The 22,889-nt window shown below is 54.3% G+C and carries 22 protein-coding genes; 8 read left to right on the top strand and 14 right to left on the bottom strand.

Annotated features, from left to right (window positions below; genetic code table 11):
- Window position 1: 1 nt before the first annotated feature.
- The gene (gene zigA, locus INT19_RS12770) at window positions 2–1,228 is read right to left on the bottom strand and encodes a zinc metallochaperone GTPase ZigA (protein WP_193061036.1); all 1,227 of its coding nucleotides are present in this window, start codon (window positions 1,226–1,228) and stop codon (window positions 2–4) included.
- Window positions 1,229–1,463: 235 nt separating this feature from the next.
- Between zigA and darT the strand changes: the two genes are divergently transcribed.
- Together darT and darG are read left to right on the top strand one after the other, a co-directional pair.
- Complete coding sequence (gene darT / locus INT19_RS12765) at window positions 1,464–2,108, top strand: type II toxin-antitoxin system toxin DNA ADP-ribosyl transferase DarT (RefSeq protein WP_193061035.1); 645 nt, start codon at window positions 1,464–1,466, stop codon at window positions 2,106–2,108.
- Between the two features lie 10 nt (window positions 2,109–2,118).
- Window positions 2,119–3,198, top strand: a complete 1,080-nt coding sequence (gene darG, locus INT19_RS12760) for a type II toxin-antitoxin system antitoxin DNA ADP-ribosyl glycohydrolase DarG (protein WP_193061034.1) — start codon at window positions 2,119–2,121, stop codon at window positions 3,196–3,198.
- A 50-nt stretch (window positions 3,199–3,248) separates the two neighbouring features.
- Here the strand turns inward: darG and INT19_RS12755 are convergent, their stop codons facing one another.
- The 3 genes from INT19_RS12755 to INT19_RS12745 form a co-directional block, all read right to left on the bottom strand.
- Complete coding sequence (locus INT19_RS12755; protein WP_038481338.1) at window positions 3,249–3,524, bottom strand: TIGR03643 family protein; 276 nt, start codon at window positions 3,522–3,524, stop codon at window positions 3,249–3,251.
- Between the two features lie 121 nt (window positions 3,525–3,645).
- The gene (locus INT19_RS12750) at window positions 3,646–4,260 is read right to left on the bottom strand and encodes a class I SAM-dependent methyltransferase (RefSeq protein ID WP_193061033.1); all 615 of its coding nucleotides are present in this window, start codon (window positions 4,258–4,260) and stop codon (window positions 3,646–3,648) included.
- Window positions 4,261–4,332: 72 nt separating this feature from the next.
- Window positions 4,333–5,277: a helix-turn-helix domain-containing protein gene (locus INT19_RS12745; protein WP_193061032.1), complete on the bottom strand. Its 945-nt coding sequence runs from the start codon at window positions 5,275–5,277 to the stop codon at window positions 4,333–4,335.
- Window positions 5,278–5,591: 314 nt separating this feature from the next.
- Between INT19_RS12745 and INT19_RS12740 the strand changes: the two genes are divergently transcribed.
- From INT19_RS12740 to INT19_RS12720, 5 genes are all read left to right on the top strand, one after another.
- Window positions 5,592–7,007, top strand: coding sequence for an ethanolamine ammonia-lyase subunit EutB (locus tag INT19_RS12740; protein WP_193061031.1), 1,416 nt, complete (start codon window positions 5,592–5,594; stop codon window positions 7,005–7,007).
- Window positions 7,000–7,842, top strand: coding sequence for an ethanolamine ammonia-lyase subunit EutC (gene eutC / locus INT19_RS12735; RefSeq protein WP_193061030.1), 843 nt, complete (start codon window positions 7,000–7,002; stop codon window positions 7,840–7,842). Before INT19_RS12740 ends, eutC begins: the two co-directional genes overlap by 8 nt.
- 212 nt (window positions 7,843–8,054) lie before the next feature.
- Window positions 8,055–9,488: an ethanolamine permease gene (gene eat / locus INT19_RS12730; RefSeq protein WP_193061029.1), complete on the top strand. Its 1,434-nt coding sequence runs from the start codon at window positions 8,055–8,057 to the stop codon at window positions 9,486–9,488.
- Between the two features lie 186 nt (window positions 9,489–9,674).
- The gene (gene aceK / locus INT19_RS12725; protein ID WP_193061028.1) at window positions 9,675–11,441 is read left to right on the top strand and encodes a bifunctional isocitrate dehydrogenase kinase/phosphatase; all 1,767 of its coding nucleotides are present in this window, start codon (window positions 9,675–9,677) and stop codon (window positions 11,439–11,441) included.
- A gap of 33 nt (window positions 11,442–11,474) precedes the next feature.
- The gene (locus tag INT19_RS12720) at window positions 11,475–12,188 is read left to right on the top strand and encodes an SIR2 family NAD-dependent protein deacylase (protein WP_193061027.1); all 714 of its coding nucleotides are present in this window, start codon (window positions 11,475–11,477) and stop codon (window positions 12,186–12,188) included.
- Between the two features lie 5 nt (window positions 12,189–12,193).
- On the opposite strand, the gene bioA is transcribed toward INT19_RS12720, so the two are convergent.
- From bioA to bioB, 6 genes are read right to left on the bottom strand one after another with little or no spacing between them, the layout of a single operon-like run.
- Complete coding sequence (bioA, locus tag INT19_RS12715; protein ID WP_193061026.1) at window positions 12,194–13,465, bottom strand: adenosylmethionine--8-amino-7-oxononanoate transaminase; 1,272 nt, start codon at window positions 13,463–13,465, stop codon at window positions 12,194–12,196.
- Window positions 13,462–14,187 carry a dethiobiotin synthase gene (gene bioD, locus INT19_RS12710; protein ID WP_193061025.1) on the bottom strand — a complete coding sequence of 242 codons (726 nt, stop codon included), beginning with the start codon at window positions 14,185–14,187 and terminating at the stop codon, window positions 13,462–13,464. The genes bioA and bioD overlap by 4 nt, the downstream gene beginning before the upstream one ends.
- A complete protein-coding gene (locus INT19_RS12705; RefSeq protein ID WP_193061024.1) occupies window positions 14,184–14,963 on the bottom strand; it encodes a methyltransferase domain-containing protein in 780 nt (259 codons plus the stop codon). Before INT19_RS12705 ends, bioD begins: the two co-directional genes overlap by 4 nt.
- Window positions 14,954–15,691, bottom strand: a complete 738-nt coding sequence (locus tag INT19_RS12700) for an alpha/beta fold hydrolase (protein WP_193061023.1) — start codon at window positions 15,689–15,691, stop codon at window positions 14,954–14,956. The genes INT19_RS12705 and INT19_RS12700 overlap by 10 nt, the downstream gene beginning before the upstream one ends.
- Window positions 15,679–16,833 carry an 8-amino-7-oxononanoate synthase gene (gene bioF, locus INT19_RS12695; protein ID WP_193061022.1) on the bottom strand — a complete coding sequence of 385 codons (1,155 nt, stop codon included), beginning with the start codon at window positions 16,831–16,833 and terminating at the stop codon, window positions 15,679–15,681. The genes INT19_RS12700 and bioF overlap by 13 nt, the downstream gene beginning before the upstream one ends.
- Entirely contained in the window at window positions 16,820–17,893 is a 1,074-nt protein-coding gene (bioB, locus tag INT19_RS12690) for a biotin synthase BioB (protein WP_193061021.1), read from the bottom strand. The genes bioF and bioB overlap by 14 nt, the downstream gene beginning before the upstream one ends.
- Before the next feature lie 210 nt (window positions 17,894–18,103).
- Between bioB and INT19_RS12685 the strand changes: the two genes are divergently transcribed.
- The gene (locus INT19_RS12685; protein WP_193061020.1) at window positions 18,104–18,865 is read left to right on the top strand and encodes a tRNA-uridine aminocarboxypropyltransferase; all 762 of its coding nucleotides are present in this window, start codon (window positions 18,104–18,106) and stop codon (window positions 18,863–18,865) included.
- Here INT19_RS12685 and INT19_RS12680 read toward each other — a convergent pair.
- From INT19_RS12680 to INT19_RS12665, 4 genes are all read right to left on the bottom strand, one after another.
- A complete protein-coding gene (locus tag INT19_RS12680) occupies window positions 18,862–19,767 on the bottom strand; it encodes a DMT family transporter (protein ID WP_089039160.1) in 906 nt (301 codons plus the stop codon). The two genes, INT19_RS12685 and INT19_RS12680, sit on opposite strands and share 4 nt — an antisense overlap.
- Complete coding sequence (locus INT19_RS12675) at window positions 19,764–21,017, bottom strand: TraB/GumN family protein (protein WP_193061019.1); 1,254 nt, start codon at window positions 21,015–21,017, stop codon at window positions 19,764–19,766. Before INT19_RS12675 ends, INT19_RS12680 begins: the two co-directional genes overlap by 4 nt.
- Window positions 21,018–21,056: 39 nt before the next feature.
- The gene (locus tag INT19_RS12670) at window positions 21,057–22,505 is read right to left on the bottom strand and encodes a TrkH family potassium uptake protein (RefSeq protein ID WP_193061018.1); all 1,449 of its coding nucleotides are present in this window, start codon (window positions 22,503–22,505) and stop codon (window positions 21,057–21,059) included.
- A gap of 63 nt (window positions 22,506–22,568) precedes the next feature.
- On the bottom strand, window positions 22,569–22,889 hold a 321-nt coding region (locus INT19_RS12665), incomplete at its 5' end, for a TrkA C-terminal domain-containing protein (RefSeq protein ID WP_319022177.1).

Raw genomic sequence — 22,889 nt, 5'->3', positions numbered from 1 at the left:
ATTACTCCCAAGCGGGGAACGGATCGGGTAGCTGCTTCCAGGCTTCCATGCCTTGTAGCAGTTCCGCTTCACTTAGCAAACAGGCATCTAGCGCTTCGCGCATGTTGTCTTGATCTAAGTGCTGGCCGATAAACACCAGCTCCTGGCGCATGTCGCCAAACGGCTCCTGCCACTTTTCCATAATGAACTGGCGAGTTTCAGGATCTTCCGGCCAGTTAGCTTCGGGGATAGCTTTCCAGAACACGCCCGCTGGGCCGTGATGAGCAATACCACCTGCTTGGCTCCATTGGCCTGCGAAGCGTGGCCGAGTAGCAAGCCAGAAAAAGCCTTTCGAGCGTAGCAGTCCTTTACCAAACCACTCTTGATTGAGTAAAGCGTGGAATTTCTGCGGGTGGAAAGGGCGGCGAGCGTGATAGGCAAAGCTGCTGATACCGTACTCTTCGGTTTCTGGCACATGCTCGCCACGCATCTCTTTTAGCCAACCAGGCGCTTGCTGGGCGCGCTCAAAATTGAACTTGCCAGTATCAAGCACCTTCTCTAGCGGCACGCCACCTTGAGTGATGGGCACCAGCTCTGCATCAGGGTTGAGTGAGCGCAGAATCGCCGTTAGCGCATCAAGCTCTTTTTTATTGATCAGATCCGTTTTGCTGATCAGTAATACATCACAAAACTCGATCTGGTCGACCAGCAGGTCTGCGACGTTACGCTCGTCGTCGTCACCCAAGCTTTCGCCCGCTTCAGCGAGGCTCTGCGCTTCGCGGTACTGCTCAAGAAAGTTGGCACCATCGACGACAGTGACCAGCGTATCAAGGCGTGCAACGTGGGAAAGGCTCTGGCCGCTTTCATCTTCAAAGGTGAACGTTTCCGCCACGGGTAGCGGTTCGGAAATCCCCGTGGACTCAATCACCAAGTAATCAAATTTACCTTCTCTGGCCAGTTGGCTAACTTCTTCTAGCAAATCTTCACGCAGCGTGCAGCAAATGCAGCCGTTGCTCATTTCTACCAAACGCTCTTCAGAACGGTTCAGCGCTACCTCGCCATCTAACGTGGACTCGCCAGGGCCGCCACGCACTAATGCACCGTCGATATTGACCTCGCTCATATCGTTGACAATCACCGCGACGCGACGACCTTCGCGGTTAGCCAAAATATGATTGAGTACGGTGGTTTTACCTGCACCTAGAAATCCTGAAAGCACGGTGACGGGCAGGGGAGAAAACACGGTCATTGCGAATGCACCTCTAAGCGGGTTTTTATAAACGGCGTTGTGTTATGTGATAATATAATAATAAGGTGGCGTGTAAAGAAAGGCTTAATCTTTGAAGTGATATTTCTTGAGTCACATCGAACTAGGCTACAATCGTCGATATTAGCAAAGCCAGGGGGTAATACTTTTAAGGCTTTCTTCAAATTAATGTGGCTAGGCAGTGAACGCCGCAGCCATTAGAAGGTGTGTTCTACTAATGGCATACACGAACCTGAACCCCAGCAAGGCGCTGATTTGGCGGATTACCCATCGCCAGAATCTGCCGTGGATTATGGCGAACGGGCTCCATGCAGGACATAGCGGCAAGCGTGCGGCGAAGTGGGTGGTGATAGGTAATGAAGAGTTAATTGGCCGCCGTGCGCATCGTAATGTACCTCTGGCACCTGGTGGTGTACTAAACGATTATGTGCCTTTTTACTTCACGCCCTTTTCGCCAATGATGTACAACATCCACACTGGCCGTGGCGGTGTGAAGACGGTGGCGAACAGAGACATCGTGATTTTGGTCTCCAGTCTGCATAAAATTGCCGAGTTGGATTTGCCGTTTGTCTATACCGACCGTCATGCTTATCCGGTCACTGCCCATTATTTCAATGACCTAGATAGCCTGAGCGCCATTGACTGGCTGCTTCTTCAGCAGCGCAACTTCCAGCGTGACCCGGATGACCCTGAGAAAATTGAGCGTTATCAAGCAGAAGCCCTAATTCACCAATATGTGCCCATTCAGGCATTGCTGGGGGCAATATGTTATACCCCGCAGGTACAGCTAGAATTACAGCAGCAGTCTGCTGAGTTGGATGTTGCACTGGATATTCACTGTCGGCCCAGCTGGTATTTTTAAGGAGTCAGACATGATCACTTATACAACAGGCAACTTGCTGGATGCTGAGGTTGAGGCCCTGGTCAACACCGTTAATACGGTGGGGGTGATGGGCAAGGGAATCGCGCTGATGTTCAAAGAACGCTTTCCTGCCAATATGGCGGCCTATGCGCGAGCCTGCAAAGCCGGAGAAGTTCAAACGGGCCATATGTTTGTGACTGAAACCGTTGAGTTGATGGGGCCTCGCTGGATCGTCAATTTTCCTACCAAACAGCACTGGCGAGCGAAATCCCAGATACAGTGGATTATTGACGGCTTGGTTGATCTGCGCAATTTTATTGAGCGCAATCAAGTGCGCTCAATTGCTATTCCGCCTTTGGGGGCTGGTAATGGTGGGCTGGATTGGGCTGAGATTAAGCCTCATATCGAGCAAACGCTAGGCGATTTGCAGGGTGTTGAGATTATCGTCTTTGAGCCGACGGCCAAATATCAAAACGTTGTAAAGTGCCAGGGTGTTGAACAGTTAACACCTGCGCGTGCCTTGATCGCTGAACTGGTACGCCGTTACTGGGTACTAGGGATGGAATGCAGTTTGTTGGAAATACAAAAACTGGCCTGGTTTCTGGAACGAGCGATTGAAGCAGAAGGCGTTGATAATCCGCTGGATCTTCGGTTTGAAGCTAACAGCTACGGCCCCTATGCTGACCGACTGCGCCATTTGCTCAATGGTTTAGATGGCAGCTATCTCAAAAGCGAGAAACGTATCAATGACTGCGGCCCGCTGGATACTATTTGGTTCAACGATGCCAAGCGGGAAAAAGTGGCGCTATATCTAAAAACTGAGGCAAAAGATTATCTGCCAGCGCTTGAAAAAACAGCCGCACTAATTGATGGCTTTGAGTCGCCTTTTGGGATGGAATTATTAGCCACAGTGGATTGGTTGCTGTTCCAGTCGCAGGTTAATCCAGATCCAGCTTCTGTAATGGAAGGCGTGAGGAATTGGTCAGGCAGTAAAAATTCGGCACAGCGTAAACTTAAACTGTTTGATTACTCCAGGCTAGAATTAGCACTTGATCGGCTCAAGAGCTTTTCGGTCCAAGCTGCCAGTTAAGTGAATTAAAAGGGCTCGCGTATAGCTGAAAACTAAGACCGAATAGTTGTTCAGCGCTTATATTGCGTTGGGCAGTAGCCTCGTAAAATATCCGGCGATCGCAAAGCCGTATGCTTCGTCGCGCGACCAGTAACACGCTTGCGCCATAGTCGAAATGAGGCCGGCTTAAGCTGGTGGCGCATTACCTCTATGACGTCCGGCTCGCCTAGGCCAAACAGAGTGTCGATCGCTTCAAACGGAGTGCGATCTTCCCAAGCCATTTCAATCACGCGGGACTGCTCTTCTTCGGGTAAACGACGGAAGCGTTTCACAGCTGCTTTAGGCATTGGTCACCTTACATGTTGATGAAGCGTGCAAGTAACGGGTTGCTATTAATTGTACCAGTATTGGACGTTGTTGTTTCGGTTGTACTGGTGTTTTGAGGAGATGTGCAGTTGTGAGGGCAGTTTACTTTATTGCTAAAAGTGCGCGAAAAAGGCCATTCATCAATACGGGTTCGTCGCGGCGGATGTTGAAGCCTGCTTGTTGAAGTAGTGGTGTCGCCTGGCGGGTGATGTCGGTCGCGATCAATGAAGTAATGACGTTCAGTGCTCGCCGACTTGGACCAGCAATGTGGGTGTCGGGTTGAAATTTATCCATAACACAGAGCTGTCCGTCGTTTTTCAGTACCCGGTGCGCTTCGGCTAGTCCCTGTTCAGGATTGGGCATCACCGCCAAAATAAGATGCATCACAACGACGTCAAAATGCTCATCTGGGTAGTCCAGTGCAGCGGCATCCATTACACGACATACCACGTCACGTTGCGCATGTTCCGCTCGCTCACGGGCTCGCGTCACCATCGCGGGGGTTAGGTCGGTTAAATGGATTTCTAATTCGCGCGGTAAATAAGGCAGGTCTAAGCCGGTGCCTGCACCCACCAGCAGTACTCGCATGCCGGGTTCCCAGTCAACTTGGTTAAGCGCACTTCTGCGGGGCTTACGAAACGCTTTAGTCGCCACCAGATCATAGACTGGCGCGTAAATGCTATAGCGCAAGCGATTCCAGGCGGTGGTATTTACCATAGGGCCTCTACCTCGATATAGGATCGTTGCCTCGACATAAGATCTTTACCTCGAAAGGGATGCCGCGCACGCTCAGTGAATCGCGTTTAACGTCTGCGAAGGGCTTTCGCCAAACTGTTGCTTGTAGTCATGAGCAAATTGCCCCAAATGCCAAAAGCCCCAGTAGGTGGCAATTTCAGTCACTGTTTGGTGGGGCTCTGCGCTGCGCAGAGCACGACGCACTCTATTCAGCCGCGTTAAACGTAAAAACTGCAGCGGACTAATACCAAGGATAGACGTAAAACTGTATTGCAGCGTACGCCTGCTGACATGAGTTAGCTCGCATAACGTTTCCATGGTGACTGGACCTTCCAGGTGCTCATCAACATAGCGCTTCACCCGGTCAACCACTGCTTTTCGATGAGGATAGCTGGGAGGCAATTCATGGCTTGTTTGGTTGGCTTTTAATACTTCCATTAGGCCTGTTAGCAAAATATCTTGATGAACGTTTTCAGCTATGGGGCCTTGTTGATTTGAGAGTAAGCGTTCAAGTAAAAAAGACACGGCATGCAGAGTTTCAGGCGCTACCCGGCGGCGGAGTGAATCTTGCCACTCATGATCAAGTATCACCCCCTGTCGCTGGGCGGCAGCCTGTAATAACGGCATACGTATCACTAGTCCGTAGATATCAAACGCTTCGGGGGTTACCAGCTCAAAATCACGACCGCCGGGGTGACACATCACCTCATGTTCTTCCAACGCCTGCCCATTAATTCGTGACCCTGGTGCTTGAGTGGGGATGCCCAGCCAGAGAGAGTCAGCCCACACTCGGCAGTCTTGTCGCAGCGCTTGCCCGGTATGTTCTTTAAACACCTGCATGGCGGGTAACTCAATTTCATCTAGTCGCCCATAAAAGCGGCCAGGACTTAGTTGGTCGTATTGCTGCTGCCAGCGGGTCAGATTTTGGGCATGTTCGTCGGCATCAAACGCCTCTTGAATGCATTTTTTTGGTGCAATGTCTTGGCTTGTCAGCGTCATGAAAAACTCCTGTGAACGTGATTAAAGTGCCATCACGTTGCATGTTCGCCTCTAATTTATTGTATTTAATGATGTTTTTATAAGTATGACAGGTTTGCCAAAACTCGATACTCCCCATTAAGTGATAGCGCTATTGTGGAAACAAGCAAATTCTGTTCCTCAACGCGCATTCGGCGCCATGGTTTTGGAGAGCGTAGCTTTAGAGAGCACAGTTTTAGAAATCAGAGTTTTAGAAATCATAGATTTAGAAATAGACGTTTTAGAAATCGTCGCTTTTGAAAAAGCCACTTTTAAATATAAAAAAGGAAGGTCCCATGGCGCAGACCTATCACACAACTGTTGGAAGCCGCCGCTATCGCTTTAATGGCTTGGCGGAATTAATGGCCAAGGCCACGCCGCCACGCTCCGGTGATCGCTTGGCAGGGGTCATTGCAGAATCAGCAGAAGAGCGGGTAGTGGCGCAAATGGTGCTGGCAGAGCTCCCGCTTACCACGTTTTTGAATGATGTGCTGGTCCCCTATGAGCAAGACGAAATTACTCGTTTAATCATCGATGAGCACGATGCTGCTGCGTTTGCGCCGCTGAAGCATTTAACCGTGGGTGACTTTCGTAACTGGCTACTATCCGACTATGCCACCAGCGATGTGTTAGCCGCGGCTCGCCCTGGCATTACCCCTGAAATGGCCGCCGCTGTTAGCAAGTTGATGCGCAATCAAGATTTGATGCTGGTCGCCAAGAAGTGCCATGTGACGACCGCATTTCGCAATACTATTGGTTTGCCGGGGCGGTTATCGACGCGTTTGCAGCCCAACCATCCTACTGATGACGTGACCGGGATTGCCGCCAGTATTTTGGATGGCTTGCTGTATGGCAGTGGCGACGCGGTCATTGGGATCAATCCTGCTACTGATAATGTCGCCCAAAGCATCAAGCTAATGCGCCTGATGGACGATGTCATTCAGAAATACGAAATTCCCACCCAATCCTGCGTACTCACTCATGTGACCAACACGCTCGAAGCGATTGAGCAGGGCGCGCCGGTAGATCTCGTTTTTCAATCCATTGGCGGTACCGAAGCCACCAACCGCAGTTTTGGCTTTGATTTGAGTACGCTGGCAGAAGCCGAGGCGGCTGCTCAAACGCTGAATCGCGGTACGGTTGGGCGCAACGTAATGTATTTCGAAACTGGGCAAGGCAGCTCGCTTTCCGCTGATGCTCATCATGGTTTGGATCAGCAAACCTGTGAAGCCCGCGCTTATGCGGTGGCGCGCAAGTTTAATCCGCTGCTGGTGAATACGGTGGTGGGATTTATCGGCCCTGAGTATTTGTACGATGGTAAAGAGATCACCCGGGCGGGGCTGGAAGACCACTTCTGCGGCAAGTTGCTAGGCGTGCCCATGGGCTGTGATGTTTGCTACACCAATCACGCTGAAGCCGATCAAAATGATATGGACAACCTGCTGACGCTGTTAGGTGTGGCGGGCTGTAGCTTTGTGATGGGCATCCCTGGCTCTGACGACATCATGCTCAACTATCAAACCACGTCCTTTCACGATGCCCTTTACGCACGGCGTGTGCTTGGGTTGAAGGCCGCCCCGGAGTTCGAGCAGTGGCTGGCGAAGATGCAGATCTTCCAAGACGTTTCTACCTATCGGTTAAATGATCAACTACCGGCCGCTTTCGCTAATAGCCTGCGCCACCTGCCAAAGGAGGCTGCTCGTGATGTCTGATAATGAATCGAAAAAAGCCCCATCGATTGTGATCGCTAACCCATGGGAGCGGCTGAGGGCATTTACCGATGCTCGCATTGGGCTTGGGCGGGCTGGCATTAGTCTGCCCACGCATCAGCTATTGGCGTTTCAACTGGCTCATGCCCAAGCCCAGGATGCCGTTCACTGCCCCCTTGAGTGCGACGCGCTGGCCGATGAGTTAACGACAGCGCTGAGCATGAACCAGACACCTATTCATGTGCATAGCCACGCAGTCGACCGGGCCATGTATCTGCAGCGTCCAGATTATGGCCGTCGTCTTGACGACACTTCGCGAGAGCAACTGCAACAAGCGGCGCAAAGTGGCCAGCGCTTCGATTTAGCGGTGGTGATTGTCGATGGACTTTCCGCACTGGCGGTACAGCAGAACAGTGCACCGTTTCTTACTGCGTTGTATCGCGCCTTTGAGAGTGATCAGCGGGAGTGGCAGCTCGCGCCATTAACCATCGTAGAGCAGGGCCGCGTGGCGATTGGTGATGAGGTTGGCGCGCTGCTTAATGCCGATGCCGTGCTGGTGATGATTGGTGAGCGTCCAGGCTTAAGCTCTCCAGATAGCCTCGGGCTGTATATGACCTGGGAACCAGAAGTGGGCCTAAAGGATGATCGCCGCAACTGCATTTCAAACGTGCGCCCAGCAGGGCTCAAACCGGAAGAGGCCGCACGGCGGTTGTTGTTGCTATTAACCGAAGCCCGTCAGCGGAAACTGTCTGGCGTGCAACTGAAAGATCGTAGCGAGGACAGCGTATTAGACGGTGCAACAGGGGGGACAACTCAAAACTTCCTGGTGGCCGATTAATAAGCGGCACAGGAAGCGAAGCGTTATGCATAAGCAGCGCCATATAGATAACAGAGTAATTAAATAGTAATTAAAAAGAGTAATAACAATACATAAATAACAAGCACTTATAGAAACGCTCCTAAAAAACTCCTAACAACAATATGGAACCAACACCCCGACTCAGCACGCCGCTGACAACGATTGCGTTCCACACTGAAAAGGGCATGACAATGACACAACCTTCTGTCGATCAAGCGTATTTGGCCAAGCGCCAGCTGCGCAAAGGTACCGCGGGCTGGCTATTACTAGCAGGGCTTGGGGTTTCTTATGTTATTTCCGGTGATTTTGCCGGCTGGAACTTCGGTATTGCTGAAGCGGGTTGGGGTGGCTTTGCCATTGCCGCCTGCTTAATGGCGATGATGTACCTGGCACTCGTATTAGCATTGGCTGAAATGTCCGCAGCGATTCCAGCCGCTGGCGGCGGCTATAGCTTTGCTCGCCAAGCGATGGGGCCAGCCGGTGGCTATTTAACCGGGCTTGCGGTGTTGATTGAGTACGCGCTTGCGCCTGCTGCGATCGTGATTTTCATTGGCTCGGCAGTTGAATCGCTGCTGGGCATTAATGGGCCGCTGGTTTACCTGCTGTTCTACGCAGTGTTTATCGGTATTCACCTAGCAGGCGTGGGTGAAGCGCTAAAAGTGATGATGGTGATTAGCGGGCTGGCCGTGTTCGCGATTTTGGCAACGGCAGTGGCGCTGATCGGCAATTTCGATTCAGCGAATCTGTTTGATATTGCGCCCACCGATGCAGCCGGTGCGAGCACCTTTATGCCCTATGGTTGGTACGGTATTTGGGCCGCACTGCCGTTTGGGATGTGGCTGTTTTTGGCGGTTGAGGGCGTGCCGCTAGCGGCAGAGGAAGCCAAAGACCCCGCGCGGGATATGCCTAAAGGGATTATTGCTGCGATGCTGTTCCTGCTATTTACCGCCTTATTGGTCGTGGTGTTACTGGCCGGCGCGGCGGGAGCCGAAATGATTGGTCAAAGTGGTGTGCCGCTGGTCGATGCGCTTAACGTTGCGGGCAACCCAACGCTTGCCACACTGGTTAATGTCTTAGGTCTTGCGGGGCTGGTGGCGTCATTTTTCTCGATTATCTATGGCTACAGCCGTTTGGTGTTTGCGCTTTCTCGTGCGGGCTATTTACCCAAGCCGCTGTCACTGACCAGCGAGCGTAAAGTGCCTTATCTGGCGCTGATTGTGCCTGGTGTATTTGGCTTTTTGGTCTCACTTAGCGGTGAGGGTGATCTGATTCTAGGAATGGCCGTTGTCGGCGCGACGCTCTCTTATGCATTGATGGCGCTCAGCCACATTCTATTGCGAGTGAAACAGCCTGACTTGCCGCGCCCTTATAAAACACCCGGTGGTGTGGTGACCTCTGGCGTTGCGTTAGTTCTTTCCCTCGTCGCACTGACCGGTGTCTATGCTTTCGACCCCCGCGCGTTTAATTACACCATTGTTCTATTCATTGCTGGTGCAGCGTACTACTTCCTTTACAGCAAGAATAAGCTGGTGGCGAAAACCGCTGAAGAGGAGTTTGCGCTGGTGACTGCTGCCCCAGAAGAGCTAGACATTAGCGAGCCGGCGCCAGCTGCTGCCAAGCTGTAATGCTTAATCCTAATCGCCTAGGCTGACTAGGCAGTTTAAGCCTCTGTGCCCAACGGCCCAGAGGCTTTTTATGATGAGTGCTAAAACAGCCAGCTGCTTTCTTAAACATGCGGATTACCCACCAAGGTCTTCTCGCATGTAGTGCTCCGTTACGCGAAGCTGGGAGAAATAATCAGGAGCACCGCCATGAAGCACTCTCCCGCGTATCGTTTAGCGGCCACTATTCTGCATGGATTTGATGGCTACCGAGCACGCTTCAAGCAGATTACCTTTGACGCCAGTCGACGTTTTCGTGATGCGGCGTGGCGTGATGCCCAACAAGCCTCAGCGGCGCGGATTAACCTTTATGGAGAGAAAGTGGGCGATACGCTGGCACGTTTGCAGCGTACCTTTGATCATGAGGTGCTTACGTACTGCGAGACATGGCGGGAGGCACGTGAGCACTATGCGCAGCTGATTAGTCAGCGGTTGGATTACGAGTTGGCCGAGACGTTTTTTAACTCACTATTCTGCTCGATTTTCCACCACCGCCATATTCGCAATGACTGGATGTTTGTATACAGCTCCCGAGAAGATGCTGCGCATCATTCTGGAATTGAGCTTTGTCGACAGCATTCCGTCAACGGTGATTGGTCTCAAGCGCTTGCTTGGGCGCTTGAAGAGGCACCATTTGATAACGCCTTTGCTGATCTGGAGCGCGATATTGAGCTAGGTGCAGGCCTATTAGAAACCCTGCTTCCCGCCGCTATTTTGCAGTCAGAAGACGCGCAATTAGAGCTGTTGAAAAGTGTTTTTTACCGCAATAAAGGGGCCTACTTAGTCGGCCGCATTTTGGGGGGCGGTGAGCAGGTGCCACTGGTGTTACCTATTCTACATGGTGAAGGGTTTGGCGAGCAGCAGGGCGGCGACCCCTGCCTGCACTTGGATACCGTGTTAACCGAGACCGATGAAGTCTCGATTATTTTCTCGTTTACTCGTGCCTACTTCCAAGTCGATGTGCCGGTGCCTGGGGAATTTGTCCACTACTTAAAACAGCTCATGCCCCATAAGCCTGAAGGCGAACTGTATGCCGCGATTGGCTTTTTTAAGCATGGCAAAACCGAATTTTTCCGTGCCCTAAACCTGCAAGTGGCCAAGCGTGAGGATCAGTTTGTCATTGCACCTGGTGTGCGTGGCATGGTGATGGCGGTGTTTGTGCTACCTAGTTTTCGCACCGTGTTTAAGATCATTAAAGATAAATTCGATCCGGCCAAAGAGGTCACACACGCGATAGTGCGCGAGAAATACCGCCTGGTGAAACGCCATGACCGTGTTGGGCGTATGGCTGATACCCAGGAGTTCTCGAATTTTATCGTGCGTCAGGATCACTTTGCGCCAGAGTGTTTAGAGCACTTGCTAGAAGTAGCGCCGTCTACTGTGTCATTGAAAGATGACAAGGTGATCATCAAGCACTGCTATACCGAGCGCATGATGACACCGCTGAATATCTATCTGGAGCAGTGCAGCGCGGACGAGCGCGTAATGGTGCTCAAAGACTATGGTAACGCCATTAAACAGATGGCAGCAGCGAACATCTTCCCGGGCGATATGCTGTTAAAAAACTTTGGTGTTACCCGCCATGGCCGAGTGATTTTTTACGATTACGATGAGGTGTGCTATCTCACGGAGTGTCGCTTTCGGCACATGCCCAAATCGTATGGCAATGACTTTCAGGGAGGTGGTGGGGAGAGTTTTTACGTTGGCCCCAATGATATCTTCCCCGAGGAGTTCGGCCCCTTTATGTTTGCCAACCCGGAGCTGCGCGCGATTTTCATGCAACAGCATCCGGAGTTATTTGATCCCGATTACTGGTTGGAACTACAGCAGGCCATTGTCGATGGTCGGGTGATCGATGTTTACCCATATCGTAATAAGCAGCGCTTCGCGGGGACTATAGGGCAGCTGGTATATTAGGAAACAGTAAGCAGTGATTTAGTCGAGGAAAACATGACAGCACCACCGCACCTAGTGGTTTTTACCGGTTCAGGGATTAGCGCCGAGAGTGGCATTAAAACGTTCCGTGCCAGCGATGGCCTGTGGGAAGACCACCCAGTCGAAGAGGTAGCCACGCCTGCGGGCTGGCAGCGAGATCCTCAGCGGGTGCTGGAGTTTTATAACCTGCGCCGAGAGCAAATTCGTAAGGCCAAGCCCAACGCTGCCCATAAAGCCCTGGCGGCGCTTGAAAAAGATGGCTTTAGAGTCAGCGTGGTTACGCAGAATATTGATGATCTGCATGAGCGTGCAGGGTCGCGAGATGTGTTGCATCTTCATGGTGAGATTTTGAAGGCGCGCTCTTCAGTGGATGCGCGGCTGCACTATCCACTGCCGAAAGGCGGTATTGCGCTGGGCGATGTGTGCGACAAAGGCAGCCAGCTGCGCCCGGACGTGGTGTGGTTCGGTGAATCGGTCCCGCTGTTTGAAGACGCTTGCGAACTTGTTAGCCAGGCGGATTTTTTGCTGGTGGTGGGCACGTCTTTGGCGGTTATGCCCGCAGCATCGCTGCTATCGTATATTGATTTGGATACCCCGTGTGCGCTGGTCGACCCCGACGCGGATGCCTTAACACCGCCGGGCGTTCTAGCGATTAACACCACTGCAGGTGAAGGCGTTCCTGCGCTGGTCAACCAGTGGCGCAAACAGGGTAATTTAATGCTGCCTTAAATTACCTATCGCTTCAAAAACCAGGCTTTCATTACGTCGGTAATCTGAGTTATTTCGGCGTCGGTGGCGATATAAGCGGGCATGGTGTACAGCCAGCGGCCGATTGGGCGCAGCCACACACCACGCTCGCGGGCGAACTGCCCGACACCTTTCAGTGCCTCGGCGGAGTGCGCTTCAATCACCGCGGTGGCACCCAGCACTCGCACATCGGCCACGGCTGGGTGGGCGTTCAGCGCGGAGTCGTCAACTAGCGCTCGGTTAAGCTGTTGGCTAAGTGCCGCAATTTTATCCAGATAGTGCTCCTCTTCAAACACGCGCAGGCTTTCCAGCGCGACGCGGCAGGCCAGCGGGTTGCCCATAAATGTCGGGCCGTGCATAAAGGCATGATGGGCGCTGTCGCCAACAAACGCATCGTGAACGTGGTCGTTGGCTAGGGTTGCTGCATGGCCCAGGTAGCCGCCGGTTAGTCCTTTAGAGAGCACCATAATATCCGGTGTTACGTCAGCATGATTGGCGGCAAACAGCTTACCCGTGCGACCAAAACCGGTGGCCACTTCATCAAAAATCAGCAACACGCCAAACTCGTCGCATAGCGCCCGTGCGCCGCGCAGGTAGTCCGGCGAGGTCATATTCAGCCCGCCTGCCGCCTGGAGTAACGGCTCCATCAGTAGGGCCGCAATCTCATGATGGTGGCTCGTCAATACGTCGCGCAGCGCCGCTAAATCGTCGGCGACCTGTTCCGGCGTGGCGTTAAACGGTGCGCTGGGTGCGGGGGCGAAGTGGTGTTGGGGCAGCAGGCTAGCGAACAGGCTGTGCATGCCCTCTTCAGGGTCGCATACCGCCATACAGCCGGTGGTATCGCCATGGTAGGCCTTCATTAACGAAAGCATCTTGCATTTTTCGGGGTGGCCGATAAGCACCTGGTACTGCAGGGCCATTTTCATCGCCACTTCCATCCCGACTGAACCACTGTCGGAGTAGAACACATGGTTAAGTCCGTCAGGGGTGATGCGCACTAGCTCGCGAGCAAGCTGGTCGGCGGGATCATGGGTGAGGCCACCGAGCATGACATGGCATAGCTCGCCTGCCTGTTCACGAATGGCCGCGACTAAACGCGGGTGGCCGTAACCATGAATCATGCACCACCAGGAGCAGGTAGCGTCGAGTAGTTGCTCGCCGCTTTCCAAGGTGAAATGGCTACCGCTGCCGCCGACCACTTTGGGTGCTGGCGCTTGGGTTTTGAGGTGGGCATAAGGGTGCCAAACGGGAGAACTCATAGAGCGGCTTCCTGATTCAAAACTGAGGTGTTGAGCAGTGCAGATAGTGAAAGCGCGTGGCGCGCATGGGCGGCATCGGCGGTGGCTAAATGAGGAATAACGCCCAGACATGGCGCGTTAAGAGTATTTTTAAGCAGAGCGATATTGGCCTCAAAGCGTGCTGTATCAGCGGCGAACTCAGGGTCCACCACACTGCCGACCCAGCCCGCAAGGGTTAGGCCATCGGCAGCGATCACCTCCGCGGTAAGCCGCGCATGATTAAGACAGCCAAGCTTTAGCCCCACGACCAGAATGACGGGCAGCTGCATCATCCGCGGTATATCGGAAAAGTCGTTGTGCTCATTGAGTGGCACACGCCAGCCGCCAGCGCCTTCGATGAGCGTGAGATCGCGCGGCATGTCGTTTAGGGTGGCGGTTAGCGAGGCCACTACGCTATCGACGTTAAGCGCGCGCCCCGCCTCGCTGGCGGCCAGATGCGGCGCAATAGCGGGCGCAAACGTCCACGGGTTAACGGTGGTGTAATCGACGGGGGGAGCGCTCTGTTGTTGTAGCGCCAACGCGTCACAATTGCGCAGCCCATCCGCCGTGATGTGGCTGCCAGAGGCAATCGGCTTAAGCCCCAGCGTGCTGAGCTGCTGCTGTTTGGCAGCGCACAGCAGTGCGCTGGTAGCCAGGGTCTTACCTGCATCGGTATCGGTGCCGGTTACGAAATAGGCGGTCATGGTGATTTTTCCAAGCGCAGGGTGATGCAGTGGTAGCTAACGGGGAGCCCTTGGGGTTCACGTAGCGTGTCAAAACGCTGGCGGGCGGCGACCAGGTCTCGGCGGGTAAGACGTGCCTTGGGCCGCGCCACCTGGGCGCCTACCCCCTTAATTGAAGCCATGACGGCAGTGAGATCGGGGTAGTAAAAGCGCCGCCATTTGGTAATGCGACCAACCAGCGTTAAGCCACTTAAGACAACGGCGTGTTCAAGCGCTTGGGCATTCGGCGTTTGCAGTAATGCCTCCGGGCGCTGCCAAGCCGTGGCGACTTCTGCCAGCGTGCCCGGTAAAAGTGTCGTGAGGCGCACTTGGCCGCCAGGGGACAGCACTCGTTGAAGCTCGCGCATAACCGCATCGATATCGCAGCACCACTGGATGGCAAGGTTGGAAAATATCAGATCAAAGGTGCCGCGCTCAAAAGGCAGCGCGGCGGCATCACCTTGCTGCCAACGAATATGATGGCCATAGCGCGCCTGTGCGTGAGCGAGCATGCCAGGGGCAATATCCAGCCCAGTGACGTTGGCATGGGGAAATTGAGTGGCTAGTCGCTGTGTCCAGACGCCAGTACCACAGCCAAGGTCGAGTATGTTGTCGGCACTCGGCGGAAGCGATGACCAGAGCGTTTCCCCTATCTGGCGCTGAGCGCTGGCCAGCGCATCGTAGCGGGGGGCCGCGCGAGAGAAAGCGTGGGCGACTTTTGCCTGCCAGTTTGGCGCTGGCGTTGCCGTTAGGTACATACGTGCTCCTTGGCGACCAGTGCGGCCTGGGAAGCGATGGTCGCGACTAGTTGAGCAGGTTGGGAAAGCATCGGGCAGTGTCCTGCGTGGGCAAGGTTAATCGCCTGAGCGCGGGTGCTGGAAGCTACTAACGGATCGTGCTCGCCAACGAGCTGAATGACCGGACAGGGCGCCTCTTGCAAACGCTGGGTGTTATCCAGGGTGGTAAGCCAGTGAAGCCCTTGGGATAGGGTGCTGTTAGTGGCGTTTGGGGTGTCACCCAACATGGCACGTAGCTGTTGGTGAGCGTGGCGAGCGTTAGGTTCGCCCTGGGTTTGCCAGCGTAAGAAATGCCGCCAGGTGGCATCGGGGTCGCGGCTAAAGGCGCGCTGAAAGCTGGCAAGCTCGGCTTTGCCCACGCCGTCATCGCTACAAAATTGCCCGCCTGTGCCAATCAGCACTAGGCCGCGTGGCGCAGGCAGCTTATCGAGCAGCGCGCTGGCTAACAGCCCGCCCAACGACCAGCCAACCCACACAGCGTTACTGGGTAGTTGGTCGGCCATGGCGCTGGCAAGAGTATCAAGGGTGGCCGGTTCAGCCAGGGCAGGGGTATCGCCATAGCCCGGCCAGTCCACCGTGTGTACCTCAGTATGGGCGGGCCAGTGGTGTTCCAACGGCTGCCAAATACGCTGATCGATCCCCCAGCCCGACAGCAGCACCAGACGTTGTGGGGCGTCTAGGCGAGACATGCTGCTTCCTCTCGCTGACAGGCGTTCAGACCTTCAATAAGCCGATCAATATCGCCTAGAGAGTGGCGAACACTCAGCGTAATGCGCAGCCGTGCGGCACCATTAGGTACCGTGGGCGGACGAATCGCCCCGACATGAATGCCCCGTTGGGCGAGCTTAGCCGCCCAAGCCATGGTGCGTGGCTCGTTGCCGAGTAACAGCGGTTGAATAGGTGTATGGGAGTCGGCAAGGGGCAGCCCGAGCGCTTGGGCCTGCTGGCGAAAATAGTTGATATGGCGCGTAAGCTGTTGGCGGTGTTCAGGCTCGCGTTGCACGATAGTCAGCGCTTCCAGGGTCGCTGCGGCAATGCTGGGGGGCTGGGCCGTGGTATAGATATAGCTGCGAGAAAACTGGGTGAGGTGCTCAATCAGCGCCGCGTCACCGGCCACAAACGCGCCAGCGGTGCCCAGTGCTTTGCCCAGTGTACCCACCAAAATAGGCACCGCTTGGCTATCAAAACCTGCCACACAGCCGCTGCCGTTATCGCCTAAAATGCCCAGACCGTGAGCGTCGTCAACCATTAGCCAGGCGTTGTGTTGCTGGCTAACGTGGGCAAGGGTGGCAATATCGGCAACGTCACCATCCATGCTGAACACGCCGTCGCTGACCACCAGTTTATGGGTGGCGGAACTGCGCGCTAATAGGCGTTCAAGATCAGTGCTATTGCGGTGATGAAAGCGCCGCGAGCGAGCGCCGCTTAGCGTTGCACCATCGAGTAGCGAGGCATGGTTCAAACGGTCTTGAAAGAGGGCAGTGTGCGGGTCAGCGAGCGCCTGCAACACGCCAAGGTTAGCCATATAGCCAGTGGAAAACAGCAGTGCACGCTGCCGTCCGGTCCACTCGGCTAGGGCGTCTTCCAGTGCGTCGTGAACTTCCAAGTGGCCGCTGACCAAGTGCGACGCGCCCGCGCCTGCGCCAAAGCGGCGCGCACCCTCTGCCTGGGCAGCTTGCACGCGTGGATCATGAGCCAGCCCGAGATAGTCATTGCCGGCAAAGTCCAGCGTGCCAAGGGTATTCACTCGCCGATGCCGCCAGCGCTGTTCATCGACACGCTGCTGACGGGCGCTGGCTAGCCGCTGTTGCCACGCTTCAGACACTGGCATCTACCGCCAGTGCTGCTGCCCGCTCTGCCTGGGCGCGCTGCTGAGCTTGTTGGGTGAGTCGCTCGGTGTGAGTGGCTTCATCTTCGCAGGTATCACGGCGTTCTGGGTGCAGGCCTAATTTTGCAAATAGCGCGCGGTCGCGGTCTGCCTGAGGATTGCCGGTGGTGAGTAGTTTGTCGCCGTAGAAGATTGAATTGGCTCCAGCCAAAAATGCCAGTGCTTGAGTCGACTCACTCATCTGCTCGCGGCCAGCGGAAAGCCGCACATGGCTTTGCGGCATCATAATCCGCGCCACCGCGACGGCGCGGATAAACTCAAGCGGGTCTAGATCTTCGACGTTCTCGAGCGGAGTGCCCGGTACCTTAACCAGCATATTGATAGGCACGGATTCTGGGTGCGGTGACAACTTGGCTAACTGCTGTAACAGCGCGCTGCGGTCTTGCGCGCCTTCGCCCATGCCTAAAATGCCGCCGGAGCATACTTTCATGCCCGCTTCACGCACGGTGGCCAGGGTGTCCAGGCGGTCGCTGAAAGTGCGGGTGGTGATGATTTCAGCGTAAAAGTCGGGGGAGGTGTCCAGGTTATGGTTGTAGTAATCCAGCCCGGCAGCCGCCAAACGGCTGGCTTGATCACCGTCGACCATACCTAGCGTCATGCAGGTTTCCAGCCCCAAGGCTTTTACTTGGCGAACCATCTCTTCGACCAGCAGTAAATCTTTGTCCCGCGGGCTGCGCCATGCCGCGCCCATACAGAAACGGCTAGCGCCAGCTTCTTTGGCAGCCTTGGCCTGGGCAACGACCTTTTCGATTTCCAGCAGCTTCTCTTTTTCGAGCTGGGTATTGTAGTGACCGGACTGCGGGCAATATTTGCAGTCTTCCGGGCAAGCCCCCGTTTTAATCGACAGCAGGGTCGAGACCTGCACCGCGTTAGCATCAAAGTGGGCGCGATGCACTTGCTGAGCTTTAAATAGCAGGTCGTTGAAGGGCAGCGCGAACAGCGCATTAATCTCTTCCAGCGTCCAGTCGTGGCGCGGGGCGGCATTGAAAGCGGTGGCGGTCACGGGTAAACCTTTTTTCTTTTGAAAGTTGACGAGACTCTAGCGGCGTTACGCTTTTGATGTCAACTATTCGAATCGTATTGGTTTACTACGGGTGGTTTTAGACAGCTGGGGTTCGTCATGGTGGCCGGGCTGCTTTATACTCGGCGCCCTTTGTTAACCGTCTTTTGTTAATCGCCCTTTATTAATCGCCCTTTATAAATTGGAGCGCGGATGTCTGACGCTACGTCACAGCCCCCTGAGTCTGCTTCATTGACTGACTACGACCCTGCTACGGGGCATCCGCGTCCACCTCGGCGTGAATTTAAAGCACGGGGCAGTTTTGTCACACGCTGCGAAGGGTGCAATCTTCCTGAGCTCAACTGTCTGTGCCCTTATCAGGTGAAAGCGGATAGCACCGCCCAGGTATGGCTGTTGACCCACTCTATAGAACACTACAAGCCGACCAATACAGGACGGTTAATTGGTGATGTGCTGACGCAAACCAGAGTGTTTACCTGGTACCGCACCGCGCCGGACGAAGAGTTAGCCGCGCTGCTTGAAGATCCGCGCTACGCACCTTTTGTGATCTTCCCAGATGACCAGCCCGACTACGCGGACCGTGTGGTGGACATTAATGCTGTGCACGCTGTAAAGCAGCAGGCGCGTATTCCGGTATTTGTGATTTTAGATGGCACTTGGCGCCAAGCGCGGCGAATGTTCCGCAAGAGTCCTTATCTGGATGCGCTGCCGGTACTACCGCTGCGCACTGAGCGGGAAACACGCTATCGGTTACGCAAACCCGCCTCAAAAGCGCACCTGTGTACGGCAGAAGTTGCCATTGAACTGCTGCGCCAAAGTGGTGATGAAAATGCCGCTGATGTGCTAGACGATTACTTTGATGTATTTAACGATAGCTACGCTGAAAGCCGTTACTATCGCAAAATTGCTGAACCAACCGCTGCCATGCAGCGGCTATTAGATCGCAAGGGTTAGCGCTGAGCACCCGGTAGCCAGCGAAGCATCACTTTACGTACCCAGTACCAGCGGTTAATCAACAGGGCGGTAAAAATCAGGCTACAGCCAAGCAGCTGTAGCAGGGTCATGGTTTCGCCAAACCACCATGCGGCGAATAGGGCGGTCCACACGGCTTCAAGCATTAAGATAACTGCCGCGTGGCTAGGTGTGGTCATGCCCTGGGCTTTGATTTGCAGAAAGAAGCGCAGCGAACTTGCCAGCAGCACGCTGGCCATAAACCAGCCCAGAATTGAGGGGCTGAGCGCTAGCGGCTGATCCTCGGCGAACAAGGATAGGCAGGTCAGTACGCTGCCCACCGAGAGCAACTGTAGTGTGGTGAGCGGTAGCGCTGGCACGTTGCGCACCACGCGAGTATTGACGTTGATCAGTAGCGCGAAGCAGAGCGCCGCGCAGACCATTAGCAATTGACTAGCTTCTACTTTGAACCCTGCGTTTAGCGACAGGAGGGCAAAGCCCAGTAGCGCTACCGGCAGGGCGATCCAGGTAGAGCGTGGCGGACGGTCGCCAAACAGCAACCGTGCTACAACGGGTACCAGCAAAATTCCCAAGCTGTTGATAAACGCGCTTTCGCCCAGGTGGTCAGAGTAATTTAACCCCAGAATCCAGAAGGCCATCGCGGTGCTGAACAAACAGCCTACCAGTACGCCGCGTCTTATCCTACGCGCGGGTAAGCGCCTTAGGGCAGGCCAGGCGAAGGGTAGGAGTATCAGTCCTGCCAGTAAAAAGCGCGTACCAATAAACAGCAACGGCGGCATGCCCGCTAACGCTTCTTTAGAAAAAATCCAGCCGCCAGCGGCTACCACCGTTACCAGCAATAGCAATGCATCAGCTTGCCATGGCGCTTGTTTGATCGTACTCACGCGGTGCCGCTACCGAACAGTGCACCGGCAATTCTAAAGCCTGCTACCCAGGTACCCACCGCAGAGCCTAATGTTGCCAAAATAAACACCAGCAACGTACGGGAGACGCGATTTTTCCACCAACCTTTGAGCTCGGTGACATCATGGCGTAGTGTCGAAAAGTCGCGCACCTTCGGTTTGCGCATATAGAGTTCGACCCCTGCAGCGACAAAGCCTGCACCAATGGTGGGGTTAAGCGAGGTCAGTGGGGCGGCAAAGAAGGTGGCAATCACCGTCACAGGGTGCGCAAGGGCTGCTATCGTCGCGCCGCCGGATAAAATGCCATTGATTAAAAACCACTCAATGACCAACTGCCAGCCAAGCTCAGTATTGCGCGAAAAGCCGATCACAAAACCGGTGATAACCAGCGCGGTAATCAGCCAAGGGGCAGCTTTCCAGAGTTTAGACGGTGGCGGTGTTGCCTCCAGCGACTCACGCTCAGTGGTGGGGTTTTCAGGAAGCGGTGCTTCCAGGTGTTCACCGGTGCCTTTTAAATGCCCGGCACCCAGCACCACTAACACGTTTTGGTAGCGTCCAGGTGGCGCTTCTTCAGCTAAGCGCAGTGCCATATAGCGGTCGCGCTCGCGAATAAGCGGGGTATAGAGCGCTTCTGATTCGGCAGCAAATTCGCTGAAAGTGGCTTCCAGCATATCGCCTTCTTTGAGCTTTTCGATGTCCTCTTTGGAAACATCTTGGCGCGACATGACACTGCCAATTAGCCCCGAAAATAGCGAGAAGCGTTGCCACCAAGGGACATTGCGGTAAATGCGTTTTAATGTAATGCCAACGTCACGATCGACCAACATTAAAGGCAGCTTGCGGGTACGGCACTCTTCTACTGCTGCACGCATTTCAGCGCCAGGCTGAATGCCTGACTGCTCAGCAATCCGTTGCTGAAACGCACCAAGCGCCAGACTTGCCGCTACCATGCCTGCTTTGCCCTGTTTAAATACCTGAAAAAGATCTTGTTCCCCCATGGCATCGGGGTTGTCCATGCTGTGATGACGTGCGTCACATAGCTCAATGGCAACGGCATCGTAAGTGCCACTGTCGATTAACTGGCGAACGTCATCGGCACTTTCGGCAGAGACGTGAGCGGTGCCGAGCAGGGTATAACGGGTGCCGCCAACGGTGACGGTTTTTAACGGGCCGCTGGTCTTAGGCTGCGCGTTGGGTTCTTGCGCCAGCGGTGTTGTATCGTCATGGATCATTAATGTGTCTCAATTTGAATAGAAAGCATTGATACGTGTTTAACGACGCCAGAAGGCGGGTGTAAATAGCACAAGTACCGTGAAAATTTCCAAGCGGCCCAGCAGCATCGCGAGCACCAAAATCCACTTGGCTAGGCTGGGCAAGTCGCCGTAATGGCTGCTAGCTTCGCCTAGTGCTGGGCCTAAATTATTTAGTGCAGAGCCAACGGTTGACCAAGCGGTAACTTGGTCAACACCGGTGGCCATAACACCCACCAGCATCAAGAAAAATAGCATGACGTAGGCTGAGAAAAAGCCCCATACCGCCTGGGCGATGCTGTCGGGAACACTAACTTTACCCACTTTAACGGCAATCACTGCGTTGGGGTGAATAAGGCGCATGACTTCACGCATACCCTGCTTCAAGATCAGAATAATGCGGATTACTTTCATGCCGCCCGCCGTCGATCCGGAACAACCACCTACAAAGGCGGCGACAAATAATAGAAACGGTAACGCACCCGGCCAGTCTGAAAAGTCGGCAACTGCAAAGCCCGCAGTGGTGGCGACAGAGACGACTTCAAATAGCGCGTGTCTCAGACCTTCAACATCGTCGTAGGTGTCCGTGAGCCACAAAGTAATCACGGTGATCGTGGTTAACCCAGCAAGAAATATCATTAAAAAGCGTGCTTCGGGGTCCTGAAAGTAGTGCAGCAAGCGCTTTTCACGCCAAGCAATAAAGTGCAGGCTAAAGCTGAATGCTGAGATCAGCATAAAGCCAACGCAAATCAGCTCAATGGCGGCACTGTCAAAATAGCCGATGCTGGCATCATAGGTCGAAAATCCGCCAATCGCGACGGTCGAGAAGCTGTGTCCCAAGGCATCGAACCAGCTCATCCCCGCCAACATGTAAGCGACCATACAGGCCAGCGTTAGCGTTGCGTAGATGTACCACAGTGCTTTAGCGGTTTCGGTAATGCGCGGCGTCAGCTTTGAATCCTTTAGCGGCCCAGGAATTTCAGTACGGTACAGGGCCATCCCTCCAACGCCCAGCGTGGGCAGAATTGCAACGGCCAGCACCACGATCCCCATGCCGCCTAACCACTGCAGCTGCTGACGGTAGTAACGTACCGATTCTGGCAGAAAATCGATGCCAGTAATGACGGTTGCACCGGTCGTGGTGAGCCCGGAAAACGATTCAAATACCGCATCGGTGATACCGAGCGAGCCTTCACCAAACAGCATCAGTGGTAGCGAGCCGAAGAGTGCCAGTACGGTCCAAAACATCGCCGCAATAATGAAACCGTCGCGAATCCGTAGCTCTTTATGGGCGCGGCGATTGGGTAGGAAAAGCAGTAAGCCCGTTATCACTGAAATGGCGATGCCGCTCATAAAAGCGTGCCAAACACCGTCGCGAAACCAAAGCGATATCAGCATGGGTGGCAACATGGTGAGGCTAAATAGCATCAACAGTAGCCCTAAAATGCGTAGTATGACCCGCAAACTCATAGCAGTGGTTGCCTCATAGCGGTGGCCTGTTTTCTTGAAGAGCGTTGCCTAGAAGGCCATTGCCTAGAAGAACGTTAATCCCACTTGGAACAGCCGCTCCACGTCACGAATGCGCCGCTTATCAATCACGAACAGAATGACGTGGTCCCCGCTCTCTACCATCACATCCCCATGGCCAATCATGACCTCTTTGCCTCTCACAATGGCACCAATGGTGGTGCCTTCAGGCAGATTGATCTCAGCAATGGTCCGGCCCACCACTTTGGACGACTGCTTATCACCGTGGGCGATCGCCTCGATGGCTTCCGCAGCGCCACGGCGCAGTGAGTGTACATTGACAATATCGCCGCGGCGGACGTGGGTAAGCAGGCTGCCGATGGTTGC

This window comes from Halomonas sp. 3A7M, from assembly GCF_014897875.1.
In the GTDB taxonomy this organism is placed as follows: Bacteria; Pseudomonadota; Gammaproteobacteria; order Pseudomonadales; family Halomonadaceae; genus Vreelandella.
Note: the sequence above shows the minus strand (reverse complement) of the source record. Positions and strands in the feature narration are given on the sequence as shown.